Source organism: Jeotgalicoccus coquinae (assembly GCF_014207425.1).
Taxonomy (GTDB): domain Bacteria; phylum Bacillota; class Bacilli; order Staphylococcales; family Salinicoccaceae; genus Jeotgalicoccus; species Jeotgalicoccus coquinae.
This window is the reverse complement of record NZ_JACHFF010000001.1, coordinates 1,054,279-1,077,260: the sequence shown is the minus strand read 5'-3', so window position 1 is coordinate 1,077,260 and position 22,982 is coordinate 1,054,279. Positions and strand designations below refer to the sequence as shown.

General features: G+C 44.4%; 18 protein-coding genes. All 18 read left to right on the top strand.

The window, feature by feature from the left end; translation table 11 throughout:
* The first annotated feature begins 4 nt into the window (after positions 1-4).
* The 18 genes from HNR41_RS05265 (at position 5) to HNR41_RS05180 (ending at position 22,977) form a co-directional block, all read left to right on the top strand.
* On the top strand, positions 5-3,151 hold the full coding sequence (locus tag HNR41_RS05265) for a DNA polymerase III subunit alpha (RefSeq protein ID WP_184282422.1): 3,147 nt from the start codon (positions 5-7) through the stop codon (positions 3,149-3,151).
* 67 nt (positions 3,152-3,218) lie between these two features.
* A complete protein-coding gene (gene ystJ / locus HNR41_RS05260) occupies positions 3,219-4,454 on the top strand; it encodes an NADP-dependent malic enzyme (RefSeq protein WP_184282420.1) in 1,236 nt (411 codons plus the stop codon).
* 2 nt (positions 4,455-4,456) lie between these two features.
* Positions 4,457-4,879, top strand: coding sequence for a FadR/GntR family transcriptional regulator (locus HNR41_RS05255; RefSeq protein WP_184282418.1), 423 nt, complete (start codon positions 4,457-4,459; stop codon positions 4,877-4,879).
* A gap of 18 nt (positions 4,880-4,897) precedes the next feature.
* Complete coding sequence (accD, locus tag HNR41_RS05250) at positions 4,898-5,749, top strand: acetyl-CoA carboxylase, carboxyltransferase subunit beta (protein ID WP_184282416.1); 852 nt, start codon at positions 4,898-4,900, stop codon at positions 5,747-5,749.
* A 2-nt stretch (positions 5,750-5,751) separates the two neighbouring features.
* On the top strand, positions 5,752-6,699 hold the full coding sequence (locus tag HNR41_RS05245; RefSeq protein ID WP_184282414.1) for an acetyl-CoA carboxylase carboxyltransferase subunit alpha: 948 nt from the start codon (positions 5,752-5,754) through the stop codon (positions 6,697-6,699).
* Positions 6,700-6,934: 235 nt separating this feature from the next.
* Positions 6,935-7,894: a 6-phosphofructokinase gene (gene pfkA / locus HNR41_RS05240; protein WP_184282412.1), complete on the top strand. Its 960-nt coding sequence runs from the start codon at positions 6,935-6,937 to the stop codon at positions 7,892-7,894.
* A gap of 13 nt (positions 7,895-7,907) precedes the next feature.
* On the top strand, positions 7,908-9,668 hold the full coding sequence (gene pyk, locus HNR41_RS05235; RefSeq protein ID WP_184282410.1) for a pyruvate kinase: 1,761 nt from the start codon (positions 7,908-7,910) through the stop codon (positions 9,666-9,668).
* Between the two features lie 18 nt (positions 9,669-9,686).
* Positions 9,687-10,454: a hypothetical protein gene (locus tag HNR41_RS05230; RefSeq protein WP_184282408.1), complete on the top strand. Its 768-nt coding sequence runs from the start codon at positions 9,687-9,689 to the stop codon at positions 10,452-10,454.
* A gap of 403 nt (positions 10,455-10,857) precedes the next feature.
* Positions 10,858-11,973 carry a citrate synthase gene (locus HNR41_RS05225; protein ID WP_184282407.1) on the top strand — a complete coding sequence of 372 codons (1,116 nt, stop codon included), beginning with the start codon at positions 10,858-10,860 and terminating at the stop codon, positions 11,971-11,973.
* A gap of 30 nt (positions 11,974-12,003) precedes the next feature.
* The gene (gene icd, locus HNR41_RS05220; protein ID WP_184282405.1) at positions 12,004-13,272 is read left to right on the top strand and encodes an NADP-dependent isocitrate dehydrogenase; all 1,269 of its coding nucleotides are present in this window, start codon (positions 12,004-12,006) and stop codon (positions 13,270-13,272) included.
* 97 nt (positions 13,273-13,369) lie between these two features.
* A complete protein-coding gene (locus HNR41_RS05215) occupies positions 13,370-14,944 on the top strand; it encodes an AbgT family transporter (RefSeq protein WP_184282403.1) in 1,575 nt (524 codons plus the stop codon).
* A 167-nt stretch (positions 14,945-15,111) separates the two neighbouring features.
* A complete protein-coding gene (gene polA / locus HNR41_RS05210; RefSeq protein ID WP_184282401.1) occupies positions 15,112-17,715 on the top strand; it encodes a DNA polymerase I in 2,604 nt (867 codons plus the stop codon).
* Between the two features lie 9 nt (positions 17,716-17,724).
* A complete protein-coding gene (gene mutM / locus HNR41_RS05205) occupies positions 17,725-18,588 on the top strand; it encodes a bifunctional DNA-formamidopyrimidine glycosylase/DNA-(apurinic or apyrimidinic site) lyase (protein WP_184282399.1) in 864 nt (287 codons plus the stop codon).
* Between the two features lie 5 nt (positions 18,589-18,593).
* A complete protein-coding gene (gene coaE, locus HNR41_RS05200) occupies positions 18,594-19,187 on the top strand; it encodes a dephospho-CoA kinase (RefSeq protein ID WP_184282396.1) in 594 nt (197 codons plus the stop codon).
* 72 nt (positions 19,188-19,259) lie between these two features.
* Positions 19,260-20,264, top strand: coding sequence for a type I glyceraldehyde-3-phosphate dehydrogenase (gene gap / locus HNR41_RS05195; RefSeq protein WP_184282394.1), 1,005 nt, complete (start codon positions 19,260-19,262; stop codon positions 20,262-20,264).
* Positions 20,265-20,346: 82 nt separating this feature from the next.
* The gene (locus HNR41_RS05190; protein ID WP_184282392.1) at positions 20,347-20,766 is read left to right on the top strand and encodes an antibiotic biosynthesis monooxygenase family protein; all 420 of its coding nucleotides are present in this window, start codon (positions 20,347-20,349) and stop codon (positions 20,764-20,766) included.
* Positions 20,767-21,173: 407 nt separating this feature from the next.
* Positions 21,174-21,632, top strand: a complete 459-nt coding sequence (nrdR, locus tag HNR41_RS05185; RefSeq protein WP_184282390.1) for a transcriptional regulator NrdR — start codon at positions 21,174-21,176, stop codon at positions 21,630-21,632.
* A gap of 1 nt (position 21,633) precedes the next feature.
* A complete protein-coding gene (locus tag HNR41_RS05180) occupies positions 21,634-22,977 on the top strand; it encodes a replication initiation and membrane attachment family protein (RefSeq protein ID WP_184282388.1) in 1,344 nt (447 codons plus the stop codon).
* The last annotated feature ends 5 nt before the right edge of the window (positions 22,978-22,982 follow it).

Below are 22,982 nucleotides of genomic sequence, written 5' to 3'. Positions count from 1 at the left end.
TTCAATGCTTAATTTAAATGTGCACAGCTCATTTGATTTTTTGAATTCAAATATTACATTGGAGCGGCTCTGCGAAAAACTGAAAAGTGACGGCCAGCATGCTGTTGCGGTAACAGACTTAAACCGTATGCACGCAGTTTACCGCCTGATGGCACTGGCGTCGGAGTACGATATTAAAGCGGTGCCCGGCATGGAAATTATTATCGAGGACGGTATGAACGGTGTGCCGCTCGTACTGCTCGCTAAAAACCGGCAGGGCTATCTGGAACTTGTGCGCACCAGCGCGATGCTGTCGTACAGAAGTTTAACAAGAACATCGTTGAAGTTCGCGGAGGATAACATTAAAAACTGTATCGCCATCGGCAAAACGGCAGATGCACCTGCAATTTTAAGCGGGCTGAATATTGCTGAAGAGGATAAATATCTCTCACATGACACGGACGGCGATTACGGGAAAGTATTTATGAAAGCCGCACATTACGTCAACAGCAATGAACGCGGATCATTAAAAGTACTGAACGCTATTCGCGACAATCAGAAGCTCAGCATCGACAGTGTTCAGAATCTCCACGGTGATGCATGTCTTCAGACTCACGATACGGTGCCTGAAGATGCACGTATGTATTTAAAAAATAATGAAGAAATTATTAATAAATGCAATGTACCGATTCCATCTGTTCAGCACACATTGCCGAAATTTAAAAATCCTGAAGATATCAGTTCCAGGGATTATTTGTGGCAGCTGTTAATGGAACGTTTTGAAGAAAGAAACTTTAATGTACCGGATAAATATTTGGAACGCCTGAAATTCGAATATGACATTATTACCAATATGGGTTTTGAGGACTACTTCCTGATCGTTCAGGATTTAGTAAACTATGCAAAATCCAACGGTATATATGTCGGGCCGGGCCGGGGGTCGTCCAGTGCGAGCCTTGTGTCATTCCTTTTAAATATTACCGAAGTTGATCCGCTGGAATATAATTTGCTGTTTGAACGTTTCCTAAACCCGGAACGTGTCAGCATGCCGGATATCGATATCGACTTTGAAGACTCAAGACGCGATGAAGTCGTCGAATACTTAATTAAACAGTACGGTGATATGCAGGTTGCGAATATCATTACATACGGAACGCTGAGCGCCAAAATGGCTGCGCGCGATGTAGGGCGTGTTTTTGGATTTTCCGATGACGAATTAAAGCTCTTATCAAATCTCGTTCCGGATGAACCGAACGCATCATTATCAGATGCATTTGAGAGCAGGCGGTTTAATACGCTGCTTGAGGCGGACGATAAGTACAAAACGTTTATGGATATTACATTGAAAATTGAAGGGCTGCCGCGTCATACTTCAACGCACGCTGCAGGACTGCTCCTGAGCAGTGAAACACTGACGAACAGCGTGCCGGTTATTTTTTCTGAAGGACATGTCATGAGCCAGTGGCCGATGAAAGATGTTGAAGCGGCGGGACTGTTAAAAATAGATTTACTGGGGTTAAAAAACCTGTCGCTAATCCGCTATATGGTGCAGAGCATCAGGCGGATCGACAAAGGATTTTCGCTGGACCGTATTACTGAAGATAAGCGCGTCTATAAAATGTTGTCGAAAGGACTGACGCTGGGTATATTCCAGCTCGAGTCCGCAGGTATCAGACGCGTCATTGAAAATTTCAAACCCGGAAGCCTGAAAGACCTTGCAGCGGTGCTTGCACTGTACAGACCGGGTCCAATGAAGGAAATCGATAACTTTATATACAGAAAAGAACATCCGGAAACGATTGAATATCCTCATCCGGACCTCGCGGAAATTCTTGAAGAAACATTCGGCGTTATCGTTTACCAGGAACAAATTATGCAGATTGCCGGTAAAATTGCCGGATTCAGTTACGGTGAAGCGGATATTTTACGCCGTGCCATGGGTAAAAAAGACCGTGCAGCACTGACGAACGAACGCCAGCACTTTATAGACGGCGCGGTGAAGAAAAACTATACGGCGGAACTTGCGGAAAATATCTTCGATTTGATTATGGAATTCGCTGACTACGGTTTCGTTAAAAGTCATGCCGTCGCATACGGCAAAGTAGCCTATACGATGGCCTACATGAAGCTTCATTTTCCCGAACATTTCTACGCGGTGATTTTAACACATCACCGGAGCAACGATGAAAAGATCAGCCAGCTTTTAAACGAGCTGAAAATGATGCGTATCCAGCTCCATCCGCCGGATATTAATACATCCGTGTGGCAAAACTCACAGGGTGATGGGATACGCCTCGGCTTCTCGATGGTTAACGGTGTATCGAAACCGCTGTACGATGCAATCGCGGCAGCCCGTAAACAGGAAGGGCCGTTTCAGGATATATACGATCTCGTATCCCGCACCGATTTTAAATTTAACGAGAAGATTTTAAGAAACCTGATTATTTCAGGTGCACTGGACAGTTTTAAAGAGAACAGAAAAACAATGCTGCAGACGATACCCGATACTTTATCCACGGTGAGCGATGGTTACCAGCACGACTCGTTCTTAAGCTCCCTCGGTTTTAATCTTAAAAAAGAATACCGCTACGCTGACGAAATGGACGGCACCGAGATGATTGAAGGCGAGAAAGAGGCGCTCGGGTTTTACATTTCCACACATCCGGTGCTACTGAAGCATCAGGAGCTTGAGTTTATTCCGTTTTCCCTGATTCATCATAAGCGGAAACATGGAACCTATCTTCTGCATATCGAGGATTTCCGTACGATAAAAGTGAAGAAGACCGGACAGAACATGGCCTTTCTGACATTGACCGACGGTCATTCGAATGTCGACGGGGTGCTGTTCGCAAAAGAGTATTTTAAATATCATCCTTTGTTAAAAGAATCTATTGTGGCAGCGGAAGCGACATACGGTATGCGCCAGGGCAAACCGCAGCTGGTCATTGACCGTTTGTACAAACCTGAAGATTATGTCAGCACGTATATTGAAAAGACCCGGAAAATATATATAAGAGATGTTAACATCGATGAGATTTCAGAACTCCTCTCGGAACACGGCGTGCCGATTCACGATTTCAACACCGGGCAGGTTGTCGGATATATAAAAATCAGCGAAATTAGAGCATTGATTTCGAAAATCCATTTCGAAAATATCCGTTTAATTGTATAAATCTGTTGTAAAATAAAAAATAAAATGATAATATACCGTGGTATGACCACTAATAGGAGGAACTGATTTGTCTTTAAAAAGCGATGCATTAGAACTGCACAAAGTTAACCAGGGAAAGCTTTCCGTAAATTCAAAAGTACCATTAAAGGATAAAGAGGCGCTCAGCCTTGCATACTCTCCGGGAGTTGCTGAGCCGTGTAAAGAAATTTATGAAGATGAACGTAAAATATTCGATTATACAATTAAAGGTAATACTGTCGGTGTTGTTACCGACGGTTCGGCTGTACTCGGACTCGGCAACATCGGTGCTGCAGCAAGTCTGCCGGTTATGGAAGGCAAGAGCGCACTGTTAAAGAGTTTTGCAGGCGTTGATTCATTCCCGATCGCTTTAAAAACAAATGATGTTGATGAGATCGTCAATACAGTCAAACTGATGACTCCTGTTTTCGGCGGAATTAACCTGGAAGATATTTCAGCTCCGAGATGTTTTGAAATCGAGGAAAGACTGAAAAAGGAAACTGATATTCCCGTCTTCCATGATGATCAGCACGGTACGGCTATCGTGACGCTTGCCGGTCTGATTAACGCAGTTAAATTAACGGGTAAGACACTGTCTGCAGTTAAAGTTGTGCTGAACGGCGCAGGTGCAGCAGGTGTTGCGATTGTTAAACTGCTTCACAGCTTCGGCGTGAAAGATATGATTATGTGCGACTCGCGCGGTGCGATTTACGAAGACCGCCCGGCGGGCATGAACGCGATTAAAGATGAAGTAGCCAAATTTACGAACATCGACAACAGGGAAGGCAAGCTGCAGGATGTTCTTGCAGGTGCAGATGTATTTATCGGTGTATCGGTTGAAAATGCGCTGACTGAAGAAATGGTCCGTTCGATGAACGAAGACCCGATTATTTTTGCGATGGCGAACCCGACACCTGAAATTATGCCGGATATCGCACTTGCAGCCGGTGCTAAAGTAGTGGGCACAGGACGCAGTGATTTCCCGAACCAGGTGAACAACGTGCTTGCGTTCCCGGGGATTTTCAGAGGGGCGCTTGACGTTCAGTCGACGCACATTAACGAAGAAATGAAAAAAGCGGCAGTGCTTGCTATTGCTGAAATCGTTACGGAAGAAGAGCTGAATGCCGATTACGTAATACCGGGCGCATTCCATCCTGAAGTCGCACCAACAGTCGCAGAACGCGTTGCCGAAGCTGCGATGAATACAGGTGTGGCACGCAAAAAAGTTGAACCCGGATATGTATACGATAAAACTAAAAGACTAATAAATGAACTGAACGGTTAGAGATGGAAAATAAAAAAGGTCTTCAAACAATACTTGAAGAGATTAATAAAATTATTCAGGATCAGAATATTGGCATAGGCGAGAAAATTCCAAGCGAACGCTATTTGAAAGAGCGTCTTAACGTCAGCAGACAGAGTGTGAGAGAAGCACTCCGGGCGCTGGAACTCATCGGTGTGATTTACGTCAAACGGGGTGAAGGCACATACCTTGCAAATATTGACAGCCACCAGCTCTATACACTAATAGCTAAATATCTGCTCCGTACAGACAAACAATATGAAGAGTTGGTTGAACTGATGCATATGATCGATTATTATTACGAGCATAAATACGGCGGCATGCAGACCGTCGAATCGTCGGATAATGAAGTTGTGCAGAGAATTTATAAACTGCTGAAGAAATATGCGGACGGATACGAACATTAACTTCGATGGGGTGTAAAAATGTTAAAAGATATATTTTTTAAATTAAATAAAAAAGCAAGCGATGAAAAAGCGGAGAGCGGCGCTGAGAAACAGGAAACAATTATGACGAAGTGCCCGAGCTGTAAAAAGATCCTTTATTCGAAAGATCTGCACAAGCGTCTGAACGTCTGCTCAAACTGCGACCATCACATGCCGATTATAAGCACGGACCGTATGGACGCGCTGCTCGATATCGACAGCGGCAGGAAACTGTTTGAAAATATTACATCGGTCAACCCGCTGAACTTCCCGAACTACGAAGAGAAGCTGGCTTCAGATAAAGAAAAAACAGGACTTGAAGAAGCATTGATTGTCTCACATGGTAAAATAATGGGTAATGAAGCAGTAGTTGCTGTAATGGACCCGAGATTCCGTATGGGAAGCATGGGTTCGGCACTTGGTGAAAAACTGGCGCGTACATTCCAGTATGCAACAGAACACAGACTGCCGGTCATTGTCTTCACAGCAAGCGGCGGTGCCCGCATGCAGGAAGGGATTTTATCGTTAATGCAAATGGCGAAAGTCAGCGTGGCAATCGAAAGACATAACAAAGCGGGATTATTATATATCGCGTACATGACTAACCCTACGACAGGCGGAGTTTCAGCATCATTCGCTTCTGTCGGTGATATTAACCTGGCTGAAACCGGCGCGTTAATCGGGTTTGCAGGACGCCGCGTTATCGAAGAAACAATTAAGGAAAAGCTGCCCGATGATTTCCAGACGGCGGAATTTTTACTCAAGCACGGGCAGCTTGATGAGGTCGTCAACAGAGTGAACATGAAACGTTATTTAGGCACGATTTTAAAGATGCATAAAGAGGTTGTGTAATTATGGTATTTGAATTCGAAAAACCGGTTACTGAACTGGAAAATAAAATTAAAGAGCTTGAAAAATATGCCCATAAAAACAAGCTGGATCTGACGACTGAAATCAGCTTTTTGGAGAGAAAAGTGAAGGATAAAAAAGAAGAAGTATACTCACAGCTGACACCGTGGCAGCGTGTTGAAATTGCACGCTACATAAAACGTCCGACTTCAAAAGAATATATTGCGGCTTTATTCGATGACTTTATCGAGTTTAAAGGCGACCGTGCATACGCGGACGACAATGCAATTATCGGCGGTATTGCTATGTTCCGCGGCCGTCCGGTGACGGTTATCGGCAACCAGCGCGGTATGGATACGAAAGACAACATTGCGCGCAACTTCGGTATGGCGCACCCTGACGGATACAGAAAAGCGCTTCGTCTGATGAAACAGGCGGAGAAATTTAAGCGTCCGGTCATCTGTTTTATCGACACGAAAGGTGCATACCCCGGTAAAGCGGCAGAAGAACGCGGCCAGAGCGAATCAATTGCACGCAATCTGGTTGAAATGGCGGGACTTACTGTGCCTGTAATCAGTATTGTTATCGGTGAAGGCGGCTCAGGCGGTGCACTTGCGCTTGGAGTCTGCAACAAACTTTACATGCTTGAAAACGCAACTTATTCGGTGATTTCACCGGAAGGTGCGGCAAGTATTCTGTTTAAAGACGCTTCGCTTAAAGAAATCGCAGCGGAATCGCTGAAGATTACAGCAGCGGACTTACTCGAACTTGGCGTCAGCGACGGCACAATCAAAGAGCCGGCAGGCGGTGCGCACCATGATAAAACTTTCGTGTTCAACGAAACGGATCAGGTGCTGCAGGACGCATTGGCAGAACTTGTACCGATGGACGGCGATGCACTTGTTGACCAGCGTTACGATAAATACATGGCAATCGGCCAGTTTAGTGAATAAGTTTAATCAATTTGAGAATCGCACTTGCCCGTATGGAGGCGGGTGCGATTTTTTGGTTTAGTGTGACAAAGAACGGGGTTCATTGACCGACTAACGCCTTTAGTCATTCAAAAAACCAAACCAATATCCAATACTCATCCCGCACACGGATTTACTCACATTTCATCGTCAAATAGATAGACCGTCAAACCATAATTATGCTATGTTTAAAAGGACTAATAGGTGGGTGATGGACATGAGGAAAATAGCGGTTTTAACGAGCGGCGGCGATGCGCCGGGGATGAATGCCGCGATACGTGCGGTTGTGCGTAAAGCGATTCATGACGGTATGGAAGTTTACAGTGTGAAACACGGCTACAATGGTCTGATTAATAATGATATTAATAAAATGGGTCTTGGTGATGTCGGAGATATTATTCACCGCGGCGGAACTTTTTTATATTCCGCGCGATGCGAGGAGTTCAGGACTGATGAAGGCAGACAGCGCGCGGCTGCAAACTTAAAAGAGCTCGGTATTGAAGGGCTCGTTGTTATCGGCGGAGACGGTACTTACATGGGTGCTGCCGAACTTGGCAGGCTCGGTGTGAAAACTGTCGGTGTGCCTGCAACAATTGATAATGATATTGTCGGCACCGATGTTACAATCGGCTACGACACTGCTTTAAATACTATCGTCGATATGATCGACCGCATCCGCGACACGGCAACGAGTCACGAGCGGACGTTTATCATAGAAGTGATGGGCAGGGATTCCGGTGAGCTTGCACTGAACGCAGGGCTTGCGGCCGGAGCGGAAACAATTTTTATTCCGGAACGCGATACGAAGATGAAAGATGTTGCTGAACGTATTCAGGCGGGGCTTGACCGGGGCAAGAAACATTCCCTGATTGTGGTGGCCGAAGGAGTTATGTCTGCAGAATATTGTAGCAATGAACTGGCAAAGTATATTAATATAGAGACAAGAATCAGTGTTCTTGGACATATTCAGCGCGGCGGCAAACCGAGTGCTTCTGACAGAGTGCTCGGTTCGAGACTTGGTGCGTATGCAGTGAGCTTACTGCAGGACGGCCGTTCGGGTGTCGGCGCAGGTATTTCCAAAAATGAATTAACAGCCACAGATTTTACGTACGTACGTGTACACGATAAGCAATATGACAACAGTATTTACCTGCTTTCAAAAGAGCTTTCAATTTAGGAGGAACAGAAGAATGAGAAATACAAAGATTGTATGTACAATAGGGCCGGCTTCAGAATCTGAAGAGGTACTGGAAAAAGTAATCATGGCGGGAATGAACGTTGCGCGTTTAAACTTTTCACACGGTGACCACGCGGAGCATCAGGCGCGTATCGAAACGATTAGAAGAGTGTCAGAACGTCTTGGTAAAACAGTAGGTATTCTTTTAGATACCAAAGGTCCTGAAATCAGAACCCACTCTATGGAAAACGGCCAGGTTGAACTTGTCCGCGGACAGCAGATTGAAGTGTCGATGACTGAAGTACTCGGTAACAAAGACCGCTTCTCGGTATCTTATGAAGGTTTAATCGACGACGTTGAGCCGGGAGACTTTATTCTTCTTGATGACGGTCTGGTTGAACTTCAGATCGATGAACTGAACAAAGAAACAGGAATTATTACAACGACTGTTAAAAACAACGGTCTTTTAAAGAATAAAAAAGGTGTTAACGTACCCGGTGTCAGCGTAAAACTTCCAGGTTTAACTGATAAAGACAAAGATGATGTGAAGTTCGGCATCGAGCAGGGTGTGGACTTTATCGCTGCAAGTTTCGTGAGACGCTCTCAGGACGTTCTTGAAATCAGGGAACTGCTTGAAACAAACAACGGCGAATTCATTAAAATTATTCCTAAAATTGAAAACCAGGAAGGTATCGATAACATCGATGAAATCCTGAAAATTTCTGACGGTCTGATGGTTGCCCGCGGTGACCTTGGTGTGGAAATTGCACCTGAAACAGTACCGATGATGCAGAAAGAATTAATCAGAAAATGTAACCTGCTGGGTAAACCGGTTATTACGGCAACTCAGATGCTTGATTCAATGCAGACAAACCCGAGATGTACACGTGCTGAAGCGAGTGACGTGGCGAACGCAATCTACGACGGTACTGACGCGGTAATGCTGAGCGGTGAAACTGCTGCGGGTGCTTACCCGGTTGAAGCGGTTCTGACGATGGCGAAAATTGCTGTCTCTGCTGAAGAAGCTCAGGATTATAAGAAATTATTATCTGACAGAACGAAATCAACTCAGACAAACATGGTAACTGCGATTGGTGTATCTGTTGCACATACTGCGCTTAACCTGCAGTGTAAAGCAATCGTTGCAGCAACAGAGAGCGGGCACACAGCGAGAATGATCGCTAAATACCGTCCTCATGCAAACATCGTAGCGGTAACACCTTACGGACATGTTGCACGCCAGCTTAACCTTGTGTGGGGTGTGAACCCGATCGTCAAAGAAGCTGAAAAAGATACGGATGACCTGTTAAATACTTCAGTTATGGCGACACTTGAAAAAGGCTATGCCAATGAAGGCGACCTGATTATTATTACTGCAGGTGTACCGGCAGGCCGTGCGGGTACGACAAACTTAATGAAACTGCATGTTGTCGGAGATACGCTGATTAAAGCTCAGGGTATCGGCGATAAAACAGCAGTCGGGGAAGTGGTCACTGCCAGAAACTATGAAGAATTACAGAGCAAAGATACGACAGATAAAATCGTCGTTGTCCAGTCAGTTGACGCACTGATGACACCGCTGTTAATTAAAGCAGCAGGACTGATCACAGTAGAAGGCGGACTGACAAGCCAGGGGGCAATCGTCGGATTGAACCTGGAACTTCCGACAATCGTCGGTGCACAAGAAGCGCTTGAAGTGCTGGAAGACAACATGCTCATTACGATTGACAGTGAGCAGAGCGTCGTATACAGCGGACATGCGCACGTGTTATAAGGATTAGAGGTGTGTTGGATGAAAAAAACGCTCGCTGCATTATTCGGAAGTATATTAATTTTATCAGCATGCTCTGACAATCCGGAAGAACCGGTTTCTGAAGAAAACGGAACGGAAGAAGAAGCCGCTGAGGAAAATACGGAAGAAACTGCCGGTGAAGAAGAACAAGGCAGAAAAAGCGACATGGCATCAGCTGACTTAATCGACAGCGCTGTGGCAAACAGTGAAGGCATTTCATCATACGTTGCCCAGCAATCGTTTAAAACCACAAAGCCGGATGAAGAAAGTACAATCCGTACGATTATGACGTTCGGCGGACAGAACGAATTCAAACTGTCTGTGAACAACAACGGCGACATCGTTACACACTATGTCGTCGAAGGCGATCACTTCATGTATGCCGGCAACGAAGTCGTACAGACAGAAGAAACGATGGATATTGAAGGCAACGATTATCAGACCATCGTCGCTGAACTTAAAAACTATCCGGAAGGCGAAGTCAGCGAACTCGACGAAGGCTACGCAATAACGATAAACGTCGAAAATTCTGCGGCACTCGGCGGTTTAATTGATGAAGAAACGCTGAAGCAGGTTGAAGCGGCTGACAGTATTAACGGCACAATTCAGCTTTACTTCGACGGTAAGTACAAATTTACGGGCAGTGAACTGAAAGCTGACATCGTAAGTGAAGGCGAAGACATCGCGGTACATTCTACAGTCGATTACACAAATATCGACGACGTTGAAATGATTGAAAAACCGCTGAATATGTCAGAAGAACAATAATATTAATGAGCTTGAAATCCTCCGGAGACTGCGCTGATGCAGTTTCGGGGGTTTTTTTTGTTTGTGCGGGTCTGGATGACAACAGAGAACCGCTGTTGTAAACCGGGATACCCTCCAGTAACAGCATCACAGTCTCAACCAAAACCATAACCATAACCCTTAGCTATCAACATCTACACCTATACATAACATATACTTATGATATAATATAAGATAATTAACTGATTCTTATTACACAGTACTTTATCGGTTAATTCATACGGGAATACAGCAGTATCAAAGGTTACGCTTACATTATGTATTCTTATTCACAAACATCGCGTTCAGGTAAGGGCAAACATATTTGTGACAATTTTGTTATACTTGGTTTAAAGATTCTGTTACATAACTAGGAGGGGGATTTATGACTGGAAACAGCGGTTTAGAAGGTGTTGTAATTGGGGAATCAAGAATCAGCTCAATTATCGGCACACAGCTGACTTATTGCGGTTATGAAATTGACGATTTAGCAGAAAATGCTGAATTCGAAGAAGTGGTATTTTTATTATGGCATGATCACCTGCCAAACAAAGAGGAACTGAAAGCTTTCAAACAGGAGTTATTTGACCATGCATTTTTAACTGATGAAGCTAAAGGTTTTTATACAACTTTTGTAGATAAATCAGTTCATCCTATGAGCGCGCTGCGTACTGCAGTGTCACTGCTTGCACACACGGATGCGACGGCTGAGGATCAGTCTGAGGAAGCGACATTGCGTAAAGCAATCCGCATTCAGGCGAAAATTCCTTCAATCGTAGCGGCTATCGCACGTACTCGTGAAGGTAAAGAAGTAATCGACCCGAATCCGGAGTACGGTTATGCTAAAAACTTCCTGTACATGATGAACGGTGAAGAGCCGACTGACGTTCAGGTTGAAGCAATGAACACGGCACTTGTTTTACACGCCGACCATGAAATCAACGCATCAACATTTGCTGCACGTGTTATCGTAGCGACTTTATCGGATGTATATTCGGGAGTGACAGGCGCTATCGGAGCACTTAAGGGGCCATTACACGGCGGAGCGAATGAACAGGTCATGGCTATGCTTGAAGAGATTGGTTCTCTTGAAAATGTCGAAAGCTACATTCAGAAAAAATTCGACAACAAAGAGAAAGTCATGGGAATCGGACACAGAGTTTATAAAGAGGGAGACCCGCGTGCCAAGTATCTTGAAGATATGGCCCGCCGCTTAACTGAAGAAAACGGTCAGCCTGAACTTTACGAAATGTCTGTGAAGATTGCGCAGATTATTGAAGAAGAGAAAGGCTTACTGCCTAACGTTGACTTTTTCAGTGCATCGGTTTACCATTCACTTGGAATCGCACATGACTTATTCACACCAATTTTTGCAGTCAGCAGAACTTCAGGCTGGATTGCACACATTTTCGAGCAGTATGAAAACAACAGACTGATCAGACCTCGTGCGGAGTACAACGGCCACACGAACATGAAATACGAACCAATTGAAAACAGATAATTTTTAAAAAATTAACGGGGGTTTTTACAAATGGCAGGAGCAAAAATTCAAACTAACGATGGTGTACTAAGCGTACCTAACAATCCGATTATTCCTTTCATCGAAGGTGACGGAATTGGTCCGGATATCTGGGCAGCAGCAAGCAAAGTTATCGATGCAGCTGTAGAAAAAGCTTACAACGGCGAGAAAAAAATCGACTGGCTTGAAGTATACGCGGGTCAGAAAGCATTCGATAAAACAGGCGAATGGCTTCCGCAGGATACTCTTGATAAAATCGATGAGTATTTAATCGCTATTAAAGGTCCTTTAACAACTCCAATCGGCGGCGGTTTCCGTTCATTAAACGTTACACTTCGCCAGGAACTGGACCTTTTCGCGTGCTTGCGTCCGGTAAGACACTACACAGGTGTACCTTCACCGGTTAAACATCCTGAGCACTGTGATATGCAGATCTTCAGAGAAAACACTGAAGACATCTACGCTGGAATCGAATTTAACGAAGGTACGCCTGAAGTTAAAAAAGTTGTAGACTTCCTGCAGGATGAAATGGGCGTTAAAAACATCCGTTTCCCTGAGTCTTCTTCAATTGCTATCAAACCTGTATCTAAAGAAGGTACTGAGCGTTTAGTTCGTTCTGCTATCAACTATGCAATCGAGCACAAAAAACCATCAGTTACTTTAGTACACAAAGGTAACATCATGAAGTTCACTGAAGGTGGATTCAAGAAGTGGGGCTATGAACTTGCCCGCAACGAATTCGCTGACCAGACTTTCACATGGGCTGAATACGATGAAATCGTTGAAAAAGACGGTAAAGAACAAGCTGATGCAGTACAGGACAAAGCTGTTGCTGACGGCAAAATCATCATCAAAGACTCTATTGCGGATATCTTCCTGCAGCAGATTCTTACACGTCCGAAAGAATTTGATGTTGTTGCAACAATGAACTTAAACGGTGACTACATCAGTGATGCTTTAGCAGCACAGGTTGGCGGAATTGGTATTGCACCAGGTGCAAACATCAACTACGAAACCGGCCACGCTATCTTTGAAGCAACTCACGGTACTGCACCGAAGTACGCCGGACAAGATAAAGTTAATCCTTCATCTGTATTACTATCAGGCGTATTAATGCTTGAACACCTTGGATGGCAGGAAGCTGCTGACCTGGTGAATGGCGCTATTGAAAACACAATATCGAAAAAAATCGTAACATATGACTTTGCCCGCCTGATGGACGGCGCTACAGAAGTTAAATGTTCTGAATTTGGTGACGCATTAATCGAAAATATGCAATAATTCAGATTGTAATCTGATCAACTAAATATTATAATAGTAAAAGTCGCTCTTTAAGAGCGACTTTTAATTTTGTACATATTGGGAGGACGTTTAAGCTGTGGACGAGAGTAAAAAGAAACATGGATTGTTTCAAAGGTTTTTAGATTTTGTAGAATGGCTGGGTAACAAACTGCCGCACCCGGTTACGCTTTTTGCTATTTTGGCGGTATTGACTTTAGTTTTATCATCAATTTTCGGAATACTTGGAATTTCAGTCACACATCCAGGCGAAGGTAACGAAGAAGTTGCAGTAAAAAACTTATTAAATGCCGAAGGTATTAGTTATATATTCGAAAGTATGACGGATAACTTCATTAACTTCGCACCGCTTGGCGTTGTACTTTTAACAATGCTCGGTATCGGAGTAGCGGAGCGTTCCGGTTTAATCGGCGCTGCTTTAAAAGCGTTTGTACTTGCAATTCCAAAAAACCTGATCACTGCAGGTCTCGTATTTGCAGGGATTATGTCATCGGTAGCATCTGATGCAGGTTACGTAGTATTACCGCCGCTTGGTGCACTTCTGTACCTGGCACTTGGCAGACATCCCCTTGCGGGTCTGGCTGCAGCATTCGCCGGTGTATCTGCAGGGTTCTCTGCGAACTTACTGCTGAGCGGAACGGACGTTATGCTTGCTGAACTTACTGCTGCAGGCGCGGCATTAATCGACCCTGCATATGCAGATTCAATTAACGTTGCAATGAACTGGTACTTCATTATGGTCAGTGTATTCCTGCTGACATTTGTCGGCTGGTTCGTATCTGCTAAAATTGTTGAACCGCGTTTAGGTTCATTCAAAATGTCTAAAGAACAGGAAGAAGATTTATCAGGTGAAGATGTTGAAGGAATTCAGACACTTGAGCCTGTAGAGAAGAAAGGTCTGATTCTGGCGTTTATTTCTGTTATTATCGGACTAATACTTGCAGCACTGTTAGTAGTGCTTCCGAACTCGCCGATGCGCGGATCTGACGACATCGGATCTTACATGGATACGATTATTCAGTCACCGTTCATGAGTTCACTTGTACCGATTATTGCGATTTTATTCTTTATTCCGGGTATTGTTTACGGTATTGTAACAAAATCAATTAAAAACGATAAAGATGTCGCAGGACAGATGTCTGACACAATGGCTTCTATGGGAATGTTTATCGTCTTAGCATTCGCAGCAGGTCAGTTCGTCGCTTACTTCACTGAGTCTAACCTTGGTCTTGTAATCGGGGTTTACGGTGCGCAGCTTCTGGACAGCATGAGCTTAACCGGTGTACCGCTGTTAATCGGCTTTATGCTTGTAACTGCTGTAATCAACTTATTCATCGGTAGTGCGAGTGCGAAATGGGCTTTAATGGCTCCAATTTTCGTACCGATTCTGATGCAGCTTGGATACTCTCCGGAGCTGACGACGATGGCATACCGTGTAGCAGATTCAAGTACGAATATTATTACACCGCTCATGACTTACTTTGCAATCATCATTGCATTTGCACAGAAATACGATAAAAACATCGGTATCGGTACACTGATTTCAGTAATGCTGCCGTACTCAATTTGTTTCTTTATCTTCTGGGGCTTAATGCTTATTATCTGGAGCCTTCTTGGAATTCCATTAGGTCCGGATTCACCAGTTCATTATTAAGAGAAAGTAATGGATGTAATTTTACAACACCTGACTCCCCGGATGAGTCAGGTGTTTTTTGTTTTAGGATTTTACAGGAATAACTCATCGGCCTTTTTTAATTGGCTAATATTCACTGGAACTGTATAATTTAAAGTAAGAATGAATGACTGACTAAGGAGAGTATTATGGCTAAGTTAATTCTCATGGATGGAAACAGTATTGCGTTCCGCGCATTTTACGGACTGCCGCTGTTAACGAATCAGAGCGGACTGCACACGAATGCGATTTTCGGTTATGCACGGCTGCTTGAAAAAGTAATTAAAGAAGAAGAGCCCGATTATTTTTTAGTCGCGTTTGACGCGGGTAAATCGACGTTCAGACATAAGCAGTACAAAGAATATAAAGGCGGCAGACAGAAGACTCCACCGGAGCTCGGGGAACAGTTTGCACCGATCAGAAAGTTAATCGATGCATACGGCATTAAACGTTTTGAGCACGAAGACTACGAAGCCGATGATATTATCGGTACGTGGACGAAGCTTGCTGACGAAGAGAAGTTTGAAACGATTGTTATTACAGGCGATAAAGACTTAACGCAGCTTGCAAGTGAACATACGAAAGTGTACATTACAAAAAAAGGTGTGACGGATATTGAAGTCTTTACACCTGAACACGTGGCTGACGTTTACGACGGTCTTGTGCCAAACCAGATTATCGATTTAAAAGGTCTGATGGGCGACAAATCGGATAATATTCCGGGCGTACCCGGTGTCGGTGAAAAAACAGCGGTTAAACTATTGAAGGAATACGGCAGCGTTGAAAGCGTGCTGGATAATCTGGATAAGATTACTGCAAAAAAATTAAACGAAAACCTGACGAACAATCAGGGGATTGCGCTGATGAGTAAAGAGCTTGCGACAATTTACCGCGATATGACGTTTGATTTTAAACTCGGGGACCTTAAATTCATGAACGAGGATTCTGAAGAGAAGTACGAACTGTTTAAAGAACTTGAGTTCAACTCGCTTCTGAATAATATGGAAGCAGCGGAAGTGGAAGAGGCTGCGTCATTTACAGCTGAACGTACTGATTCATTAAATGACTTCGGGGACGATATCAGTATTTACCTCGAAGTGCACGATGAAAACTATTTAAAAGCAAAACCTGAATTTATCGGTATTGCCGATAAAGATTTTGTGCTGGTTAAAGAAGCAGCTGAATTTGATGCAGACGAACTCAGCCAGTTTTTAAATACGCGTACTTCTGTAACGACATACGATCTGAAACGTCAGGTGGCACTGTTAAATCATCTGAATGTCGGGTTCGATAACTTTACAGAAGATATTATGCTCGGCAGTTTCCTGTTAAACCCGTCGAAGAAAATAATCGATGTGGCTGAAACAGCGGCCGACTTTAACGTATCGATTAACAGCGACGATTTCCATTACGGTAAAGGACGCAATAAGAAGGACCCGGATGCTGAAGAAACAAAAGATTTCGTTGCCGGTAAAGTGCAGGCCATTGAAAGAGTTGCAGAACCGATGGCGGAGAAACTACGCGCTGACGAAATGTACGGTTTATGGCATGACCTTGAGATTCCATTATCGAGAGTACTCGTTCAGATGGAACTCAAAGGAATTAAAATTAAAACAGAGCGTCTGAAAGAGATGGAAGAAGAACTCAGCGGACGTCTGAAAGAAATAGAAGAAAAGATTTATCGTCTGGCAGGGGAAGAGTTCAATATCAACTCTCCGAAACAGCTCGGTGTGATTTTATTTGAGAAGCTTGAACTGCCTGTTATTAAGAAAACGAAGACCGGCTACTCAACAGCGGTCGACGTGCTGGAACAGCTCGAGGACAAGCATGAAATTATCGAACATATTTTAACATACCGTACGATCAGCAAACTGCAGTCGACGTATGTTATCGGCCTGCAGGGTGAAGTGACTGAGGATTCGCGTATTCATACGCGCTTTAACCAGACACTTGCCCAGACGGGACGTCTATCGAGTGTGGAACCGAACCTGCAGAACATTCCGATCAGACTTGAAGAGGGACGGAAGATTCGTCAGGCATTCGTTCCTTCAAAAGAAGGCAACGTGCTGCTCGGACTCGACTATTCGCAGATCGAGCTGCGTGTACTCGCAGCAATTACGCAGGATGAATCGATGATGGAAGCATTTACGAACGATATCGATATTCATACGAAAACGGCGATGGAAGTGTACGGCGTTGAACTCGATGAAGTCACACCGTTAATGCGCCGCAACGCGAAAGCCGTTAACTTCGGTATCGTCTACGGAATCAGCGATTACGGACTCAGCCAGAACTTAGGCATTACGCGTAAAGAAGCGGGTCAGTTTATCAATACGTATCTCGAATCATTTAAAGAAGTGAAACAGTTTATGCACGACATCGTGCAGGATGCTAAACGCGACGGTTATGTCACGACAATGCTGCACCGCCGCCGCTACGTGCCTGACGTCAACAGCAGAAACTTTAATGCGCGTTCGTTCGCAGAACGCACAGCGATGAACTCGCCAATTCAGGGGAGTGCCGCTGATATTATTAAACTCGCTATGGTGAAATACGCCGGGAGCGAAGAAGCACAGAAATTCAATGCAGAATTACTATTACAGATCCACGATGAGCTGATCTTTGATATTCCGGAAAGTGAAGTGGAAGCCTTCATTCCGGTTATTAAAGATATTATGGAGCAGGCGATAGACATCGACGTACCGCTGAAAGTAGATGCAGGGTACGGTACGGACTGGTATGAAGTGAAGTAGGTGGAATAAATGCCGGAACTGCCGGAAGTTGAACTCGTTAAGCGCGAACTCACGCCCGTAATCAATTTAAAGATTACGGACGTTGAGCTGTCGCAGCATATATATAACGGACATAAATTAAATAAACGTACGATAGTAAAAGATGATCTCGACGCATTTAAGGAAATTGTAACAGGCAAAACAATTACCCATATCGGACGCCGCGGCAAGTATTTATATTTCCTGATTAACGATGAATACAAAACGACGCATCTCGTCAGCCATCTCGGCATGTCGGGTGCGTATTTTATCGTGTCGGATTTTGAAGATATTAAAGAGCATAATTTTAAGAAACACTGGCAGGTTATATTCTCGCTCGATAACGGGCAGAAGCTGGTGTATTCGGATATCCGCAGATTCGGAGAAATGCATACGCATGAGAGCCTGCAGGATTTCCCGCCGTTTCAGCGTATGGCACCGGAGTATACGGATGAGCTGGGTTTTGCGCATTATATGAAGATGCTGCGTACGAAAAAATATGAAGAGAAACCGATTAAAGCCGCGATTATGGACGGTGAGGTTATTCCCGGTGTAGGTAATATATACGCCGTTGAGGCCTTATACCTGTCGCATATTCTGCCGACTAAAAAAGTTGGTAATGTTTCCGATAAAAGGCTCCGTGAACTGTTCGACCGGATTACTGAAGTGTTCGAGCTGTCATTATCACACGGCGGCTCGACGATTTCCGACTACCGGAGTGTCACGGGCGGCAAAGGTGAAATGCAGAACAGTTTTAACGTGTATCAGCGGAAAGAATGTCCGCTCGGTCACGAACTGAAGACGAAAGTAATCAGTACACGCAATACATTTTATTGCACAATATGCCAGAGGTGATGTCCATGTATAAAATAATCGGATTGACAGGCGGAATCGCGAGTGGTAAAACAACGGTGAGCGACTATTTAAAAGAGCGCGGCTATACGGTGCTCGACGCAGACGCCTATTCAAGAAAAACGACAGCGAAGAACGGTCCCGCAATTCCTGCGATTATCGAAGCGTTCGGGAAAGATATTATTGATAACAACGGCGAGCTCGACCGCAAAAAGCTCGGCAGCATTATTTTTAACGATGCCGGTAAACGCCGCGAGCTGAATGAGATTGTCCATCCATTAATCAGAGAAATGATGAACGCGGATGAGCAGAAGTTTATCAAAGAAGGCCATGTGTTTCTGGATATTCCGCTGCTGTTTGAAAACGGGCTGGACGAACGCTGTGATCTGGTAGTGACAGTGTTCGTCGACCGCGATACTCAGGTGAAGCGGCTGATTAAAAGAAATGACCTGACTGCCGGAGAAGCAGAAGCGCGCATTAACAGCCAGATGCCGCTCACGGAAAAGGTGCAGAAAAGTGACTGTCATCTTGATAACAACGGTACTGTAGAGGAATTATATGAACAGCTTGACCGATTTACAGAAGAGTTGGAAAGTCTGTGAAAACGTGTTCAAACTTAAAGTGAACTATGGTACAATATTAATTGAAAAAGAACTTTCAAAGGAGCTCTAGTCATGAAAAAAGTTGCTATTAATGGTTTAGGTAGAATTGGAAGAATGGTGTTCCGTATTGTTGCAGAATCAAAAGAACTTGATCTTGTTGCAGTCAACGTGACATCACCTGCGGAAACAATCGCACACTTAATTAACTACGATACTACACACGGTACGTGGGATAAAAAAGTTGAAGTTAAAGGGGACAACATTGTCGTAGACGGTAAAGAAATTACTGTGACAAGTGACCGCAACCCTGCGAATTTACCATGGGCTGACCTTGGCGTCGATATCGTTATCGAAGCTACCGGTGTATTCAACCACGGTGACAAAGCACAGGTTCACCTCGATGCCGGTGCGAAGAAAGTATTATTAACAGGTCCGTCAGGCGGCGGCAACGTACAGACAATCGTACGCGGCGTTAACTGTGCAACACTGGACACGTCTTCATATGATGTATTCTCAAATGCATCATGTACGACAAACTGTCTTGCACCTGTAGCGAAAGTATTAAACGATGAGTTCGGAATTAAAAATGGTCTTGTTACGACTGTACACGCGTACACTAACGACCAGATGAACCTCGACAACCCGCACAAAGACCTGCGTCGTGCGCGTTCAGCTGCAGAAAACATTATACCTACTTCAACAGGTGCTGCAAAAGCGACAGCATTGGTACTACCTGAACTTGAAGGCAAATTAGACGGTATGGCATTACGCGTACCGGTATCAAACGTTTCATTAGTTGACCTTGTAGTAGACCTTGAAAAAGAAGTGACTAAAGAAGAAGTTAATGAAGCATTCAAGAAATTTGAAAGAGATGCAATGAAAGGTATTTTAGGCGTTAGCGATGAGCCGTTAGTATCGAGCGACTACAATACTGACCCGCGCAGCTCTATCGTGGATTCAGCATTAACAATGGTTATGGATGACAACAAAGTTAAAGTACTGTCATGGTACGACAACGAGTGGGGTTACTCTGTAAGATGTGTTGAATTAGCTGAAATGATCGCTAAAGATATTTAACAATACAGTCACAGGAGGATAGTTGATGCTATCCTCTTTTTTGATACAATAAAATTAACAATACGAACGAAGGAGTGCTGACATGAAATTAGTAAACAGCGACGGACAAAACACAGAACTGATTATCGAAGGCAACACAGCGGCGTTTAAAGGAGAAGAATACGAAATCCTGATTCACGACGGAGACGTATCAGCTGCCGGGCACGTTGCAACAAACAACTTCATCGTAAAAGAAGAGTACTTAAAAGAAATGGAAGAAAGATTTAAGAGCCGTAAAGGAAACGTCGATCAGTACGACGGATTTAAAGGCTTTATGCTGGTTAAAAAAGACAACAAAATGTCAGTGCTGACAGGCTGGGCAACAACAGGAGACTTCACGGCATGGGTGGAATCAGAAGCATTCCAAAACTCCCACGTTAAAAAAGAACAGCGCGTTAAATCACAGGGCAGCGACTACCTGGAAGCAATGCCGGTACGTGAAAGCTACAGCGTTGAAGGATAAAATTTGATTTCCGGCCGGCCGCGCCGTCTCTTACAGGGATGGGGCGGCTGTTTGTTTTGGCTGTGAGGTCCGGACGGGGTCACTGTGATTTTTACAATGACCCGGGAGAAAGATTTTCGGATACTTGTACAGATCACAATGACCCGTTATAGTCCGTCGCGGGTACTTGTGAATAGGACAATGACCCGAAAAATGATTTGCCGGATACTTGTGAATACGAGAATGACCCGGGAGCCGCGCTCCCGGGTCATTGTGGATTCCAGCACGCCGCCGGAATCAGAAACGACCCAAACATATCCCGGGCAACTGCGGAGTTTATCTCCAAATCCGCTTTCTTTTTTTATGTTTGGTGCTTTCGATGTTATAATAATTGAAACTAATCTATTACTGAATGAGGTGAACATCACATGAGATGTCCAAAGTGTCAGCATACGAATTCGAAGGTTGTGGATTCGCGTCATGCAGATGAGATGAATGCAATTCGCAGACGCCGTGAGTGCGATGATTGCCAAACGCGTTTTACGACGTTCGAGCGGATTGAATTATCACCCCTTGTCGTTATAAAAAAAGATGGAACTCGTGAAGTGTTCGACAGATCGAAAGTACTGGACGGTCTGTTAAAAGCTTGTGAGAAGCGGACAATTCCATACGATGAAATTGAAAAGCGCGCGGATAAAATCGAAGCGGCGCTGCGCAATTTAAATAAAGCGGAAATTACATCCAATGATATCGGAGAGTCGGTCATGAATGAATTAATTACTCTCGATCAGGTGGCATATGTACGTTTCGCATCGGTGTACAGAGAGTTTAAAGATATCGATCAGCTGATGGATATTCTGCAAAATTTAGAAAAAGGTAAGGCTTAACATGAAATTTAATGAACGTTTAAAACCGAATACGGAGTTTATCGTCTACCAGCCTGGGACTTTGTCGAACGATAATTACGAGATTCTGAATGCATTGTATTTACCCGTAATCGGCACAGAGGCCTTTGGTATTTACTTGTATTTGTGCGAGTCGACGAAGGTGCAAGATAAGCTTGCGGTCCGTTTCCACCGCGAACTGATGGACGAGCTGTCGCTGAACCTGACAGGTTTTGAATCGTCACTCGACAAGCTCGAGGCAATCGGTCTCGTGCGCACTTACGTATCGAACAAAGCGCACGATGACTTATTTATATACCGGTTACTGCAGCCGCTGCCGGCGGAAATGTATTTCAAGGATCCGATGCTGTCGATGTACTTATATTCGCAGGTCGGCTCGGCAAAATTTAACGATAAAAAAGACCGTCTCATATATCCGGAACTGCCGGAAGATATTACCGAAGTCACGAAGAAATTTACCGAGGTGTTTTATCATTCGAGAGATGCATCATTCCGCACGCCGAATGAGAAATTTAAGCAGGATGATGTCTCGAGAGGGCCGTCGGTTGACCTTGATGATTTCGATTTCGAAGTGCTGTTCACACATTTAAAAGGCACGCGGATCGACAAGCAGTTCTTTACGAAAGAAGTGAAGATGCTGGTCGTGCAGCTGAGCCAGCTGTTTAAACTGAACGCGTATGACATTAAACAGATTCTGCTGCAGTCGTCGAGTCCACAGTTCGGAATCGATAAAGACCGGTTGAAAACTGAAGCACGCAAGTACTATCAGAAAGAGTACGGCGAAGTGGTTCCGAGTTTCACAACTGCCGAAGAAGCGGTGAAACCGGCGGGGGATGAATCATATCTTGAGAGTCTTGATAAGGCGAGCCCGCTCGACAGAATTAACGATCTCCGCAGCTACAAACCGTCGGAGAACGATTTAAAAGTCGTGACGGAACTTATCGTAAAAACAGGTCTCGAAAACGGCGTTATCAATGTGCTGCTTGAGTACGCAATTCAGATGAAAGACGGCGAACTGCCACTCAGATACGTCATGACTATCGCTGAAAATTGGGAAAAAGAAGGCTACCGCACAGCTTCTGAAGCGTACCAGTCCATTATGGAGTTCCGTGAAGCCCAGGAAGAAAATCGCCGGAAACGCCAGTTTAAATATGCAGGTCCCGGTGAAGAGCAGCCGGCATGGCTGAAAGAAAAATCGGCTGAAAAACAGCCGCAGCAAAAAGCAGCTGAGCCGAAAGCGCCCAAAAAGAAAAACAAAGAGCCGATGAAGACGCTGAAAGATGACGAAGATTTCAGTGAACTGATTAATAAATTTAGAGAAAATTAGGTGAG